The sequence below is a fragment of the Aminobacter sp. P4_H6_2 genome (genome assembly GCF_056400805.1).
Genome location: NZ_JBFUKO010000404.1, coordinates 1 through 4,899 on the forward strand (window position 1 = coordinate 1; position 4,899 = coordinate 4,899).

A 4,899-nucleotide genomic window follows, 5' to 3' on the forward strand; every position below is an offset into this window, starting at 1 on the left:
AAGTACACCACCAACCTTCAGGATGCGATTGCGTTAGGTCGGGAACTGGCCGGCCCCCACCATAGGCGGCGCGATTCGATGCCGCGCGTCCGAGATGATTCTCGGTCCTAGCGTGTTTCGCGGCTGCAGGGCCGACGCGATCCGATGCAATGGGCTTGGACTCTCAATCGAAAGCCTGAATCAACCGGCACGGCTTGGTTTGGCACTTGTTAGCAAGTGCCTAAAAGCAACATCCATCCATCAATATGAAATCCCACGCGCCCGAATACTTGCGTGAGGCCGAATATACGCGCACGCTGATGTGGGGCGGCGTTAACGGAGATGTTCCCTTGGATGGTATGGTTTTGCCCCAAGCATGGTCTTGGGAGAAAGCTACAAAAACGTCCAATTCAATTGCATTCGAAGTGCGTGTGCCCCCTGCGAGTCTACGCATGGCCATCGTCGCAGCAGCCATACTCGGCTTTCCGGTGGCGGCCTTTGCCCAGACTTGCCCAACTCCAGCAGTCGCCAATGGCACGACATGCACGGTAACTCCTGGCACGACCATCACGGTCACTCCTGCCAATGCCATCGGGCTGAATGCCTCCGGCGCGCTCGGGCAGATCATCGGAAACGGCATCACGGTGAACCTCGCTGCCGCCACGACCACTGGCGCTTTGGCTCAGTCGGGTAGCACCATCTTCTTCAACGGCAGTACGCTTCACACGACGTCGACAATCACCGCAAATTCCGCGGGACAGTTCGGCTTGCGCGCGACCGGAGCGGGCAGCACGATCAACGCGGCCGGCTCCTCAATTACCATGGGACCGCCCAATGGCACGACGGCCGCGAGCAATATGACCGGGGCGACTGCCGAAGGCGGCGCGGCCCTCAGCCTGGCCAATACGTCGATCCAGATGCTTGGGCGGAGCAACCGGCGTCAGCAATCACGCTCTGGTGGCGACCGGTGCCAACAGTCAGATCAGCTTTTCGGGCGGATCGATATCAACGCTGTCGAGAGGCTCTTTCGGCGTCCAGGCGGAAGCCGGCGGGGTGGTGACGCTCGGTAGCGCCGCTCAGGTCGCGACCACAGGCGCTGCGACCGTTGGGACGCTGATCGGCAGCCACGCCTTGTACGCGACGGGCAACAACAACGTCATCAACGGCACCAATATCGGTGTGACCACATCGGGCGCGATCGCCAACGGCGTGCGGGCTGAGGCTGGCGGCGCCGCCAATCTCACCAATGCTCAGGTCACGACCACCGGTGCCGGGCAGGCCCCGAGCGGCGGCAACCCCTCGATCGGCAGCCACGGTTTGTATGCGCTGGGGGTCGGCAGCCAGATCAACGGCAACACTGTCACGGTGAACACCTCAGGCACGTTCACGAGTGCGGTGCGTGCCGAAGCGGGCGGCGCGATCTCGCTGACAAACAGTAATCTCACCACCAGCGGCACGTCCGCGGCCGACACTGATCCGACCTCGGCGGCGCGCGCCATGTCCGGCGGCTCGCTCCAGATCAGCGGCAGCACGCTGACGGGGACCGGGCAACGCGGAATGGGGTTCTCGGTTCAGGACGCGGGCTCAACTGCGACCATTTCGAACTCCACCGTCTCGGCGGCCGGCACCCGCGCGAACGCGGCCTTCATTTTCAATGGCGGTCAGGCAACCGTCACGAACAGCAGCCTCACGTCGATGGGTTTCAGTGCAGTCGTCCTGCTGGACCCCGGCTCCTCGATCGACCTGACCAATACGACCATCGCGGCCAATACACCGGCGGCGTCGATCGGCTACGGATTGCGCGCAGGCAACGGCGCCACCGCCAAGATGAGCGGCGGATCCGTCTCTACGGCAGGGCGAGACTCGCCCGGCATTCATACCGGCAACGCAACGATTACAGCCACCAACGTCGTGGTCACGACCACGGGCAACGACAATGCCATGGGCGTGCTTGCGGACGGCAACTCCCTGATCACCCTGATTGGCGGCTCGGTGACGACCCACGGTGACGCGGTCCGGCAAGCGTCTTTCCCGCATGCGCTCGGTGCGCGAAATCCAGGCGGCGTTCTCTCCTCAACGGGCACGACCATCTTGACCACCGGCATCACCGCGATGGGTGCGGTCGCCGACGATGGCGGCACGATGCTTCTAAGCGGAAATTCGATCACGACGCTGGGGTTCCGGAGCATCGGACTGTACTCGATCACCGAACAGGTCGGCGCGCAGTTTCCCGCGAACCTGACGGCGAATGGCGTGACATTGGAGACCTCCGGCCAATTCGCACATGGCGCTGCCGCGCAGGCGCGCAACGACGTGCCGGTCCCGAAGGCCACGCTCACGGTCAACGATACCGCTATCACGACCCATGGTGAAGGAGCAGTCGGTTTGCGGGCAACGCTCGCGGACTATGGTAGCCCTGTCACAGGCCGCGGCGAAGCGGCGGTGATCGCCAACCGAAGCACCGTCTTGACCGAGGGCATTGGCGCTCATGGCGCGCTGTCCCGCGACAATCCGACCTCGGTCACCATGATGCAGACTTCGGTTCTCGCCACCGGCCTGCATGCGCACGGTTCCGTCGCTGAAGCCGGCGGGCTGATCGTCGGCATAGACTCGACAGTCACCGCGAAAGGCGGGCTTGCGTCGGCGCTCTATGTGACCGGTACGCACGCCCCCGTTTCGACAGCAAATTTCACTACCAGCACGCTCACCAATGTGAGTGGTCCCACGATCGGCGTGGGCGGTGTAGGCAACGTCACGCTGACCAGATCCATGGCCTCGGGCAGCGGCGAATGGCTGCGCGTCGCGACTGCCAGTGATTTCCCGGAACTTGTGCGAGAGGTGCCGCTGTTTGGCATTCCCGATCCGATCCTGGACCCGGATGAACCCGAAGTTCCACCGCCAGCGAGCCCTCCGGCACCTCAGGCGCCTGTTATCGTTCCAGGCCTCGCCAACGTGCTGCTGGACAGTTCGGCGGTCATCGGTTCGGCCTTCACTGCGCCCGGCAGCGTGTCCAATGTCACGATGCTGAACGACAGTCTCTGGATCATGACGGGCAATTCCAATCTCACCAATCTGCTCAACGACCCGAGCCTTATCCAGTACACGCCGCCGACCGGCGACCCGACGTTGCTTGCGAGCTACAAGACGCTGACGGTCGTCAACTATGTCGGCGAAGGCGGCCAGATCGGGCTCAACACCTATCTCGGTGCTGATGGCGCGCCATCGGATATTCTGATCGTCGATGGCGGTACGACGACGGGCGACACCACGCTCATCGTCAAGAACACCACCGGACCCGGCGCGCTCACCGTCGCCAATGGCATCCTGGTCGTCGACACCATCAATGGCGCGACATCCGAATCCACCGCCTTCACGCTGGCTGGGAACTACATCACCAAGGACGGCCAGCCAGCGGTGGTCGGTGGTGCCTTTGCCTACACGCTTCACTATGGCGGTGTCGGCGCTGATGTCACCGACAACAACTGGTATCTTCGTTCGGCACTGGTCCCGGGGCCGAATCCGCCGCCGCGCTATTCGCCTGGCGTGCCGCTCTACGAGGTCTATCCACAGCACCTTCTGGCCCTCAACACCGTACCCACGCTGCAACAGCGTGTCGGCAACCGCTACTGGAGCGAGCCGGCTCCGGCACCCGAGACGGTGTTCTGCAAGGACGCGTCGCAGAACTTCCAGTGCCCCGTCACCGGTGCGCAGGCGCAATATTATGCCGGCGCTGCCGACGGTAATCGTGCCCTGATCGAGGACCAGCGGGCGATCTGGGGCCGCATCGAGGGCAGCCATGCCAGCATCGAACCGGCCGTCACCACTTCTGCTACCGACTACGACACCAATGTGTGGAAGCTGCAGGCTGGCCTCGACGGTCTGCTGCATGAGGCCGAGGACGGCTCCAGACTGATCGGCGGCATCACCGTGCATTTGGGCCAGGCCTCGAGCGACGTCACCTCGTTCTTCGGCGATGGCGACATCAACACGACAGGTGGTGGTTTCGGCGGCACGCTGACCTGGTACGACCAGAACGGCTTTTATGTCGATGGCCAGGCGCAGCTGACCTGGTTCAACAGCGACCTGACCTCGAAGGCGCGGGGCCTTGCCACGCCGACCCTTGTCGATGGCAATGGCGGCTTTGGTTATGCGCTGTCGGTGGAAACCGGCAAGAAGTTCGACCTCAACGACACCTGGACGCTGACCCCGCAGGCCCAGCTTGCCTATGCCAATGTCGACTTCTCCAGTTTCGCCGATGTCTTCGGCGCCAATGTCTCGCTCGGCAGCGGCGGTTCCCTGATTGGACGGCTCGGCATCTCGGCCGACCACGACCAGAACTGGAAGGACGAGGCGGGCAAGACAAGGCGCAGCCATCTCTATGGCATCGCCAATCTGTACTATCAGTTCCTCGACGCCACCCAGGTCGATGTCTCGGGCGCCGGCTTCGAAACGCGTCCCGACAAGCTATGGGGCGGGCTTGGCCTTGGCGGCTCCTACAACTGGAACGACGACAAATATTCGGTTTATGGCGAGGTCTCGGTCAACAGTTCGCTGGAGAACTTCGGCGACAGCTACGCGCTTGCCGGCACTGCCGGCTTTAGGATCAAGTGGTAAGGGGGGCAGAGAAAAGGCCTGCCGGGAGGGGATCGCGGCAGGCCCTATCGGGAGCGCGGTTGTGTGTGTACATCAACGAAGCGCGCTCCAGGACATTAACGCTTGGCTTCGCCTTACGTTCCCGGCCCCCACCTGCGCAGGCTCCCTCAGCGCATAAAGATCAGCGCCATTCCGGCGACCACGAGTGCCGAGCCCGCCCAGGCGCCGCCGGCGGGTCGCTCGCCGGTCTTCGCCCAAAGCATCGGCAGGATGATCACCGGCGTAGTTGCCGAAAGTGTCGACACGATGCCGACCTTGCCGCCTGAA

Annotated in this window: 2 protein-coding genes and 1 pseudogene; 2 read left to right on the top strand and 1 reads right to left on the bottom strand. The window is 63.3% G+C overall.

The annotated features are described in order from the left end of the window. Positions 1–431 precede the first annotated feature (431 nt). Together AC1DUU_RS22860 and AC1DUU_RS22865 are read left to right on the top strand one after the other, a co-directional pair. The gene (locus tag AC1DUU_RS22860) at positions 432–1,049 is read left to right on the top strand and encodes a hypothetical protein (protein ID WP_476785676.1); all 618 of its coding nucleotides are present in this window, start codon (positions 432–434) and stop codon (positions 1,047–1,049) included. After that, a complete protein-coding gene (locus AC1DUU_RS22865; protein WP_476785677.1) occupies positions 937–4,593 on the top strand; it encodes an autotransporter outer membrane beta-barrel domain-containing protein in 3,657 nt (1,218 codons plus the stop codon). Before AC1DUU_RS22860 ends, AC1DUU_RS22865 begins: the two co-directional genes overlap by 113 nt. Before the next feature lie 146 nt (positions 4,594–4,739). Here AC1DUU_RS22865 and AC1DUU_RS22870 read toward each other — a convergent pair. After that, a pseudogene (locus AC1DUU_RS22870) lies at positions 4,740–4,899 on the bottom strand (EamA family transporter); the annotation flags it as partial.

Excerpts from the sequence above, each read along its gene's own strand:
- AC1DUU_RS22860 (WP_476785676.1), top strand. The coding sequence starts at position 432 with ATGGCCATCGTCGCAGCAGCCATACTCGGCTTTCCGGTGGCGGCCTTT.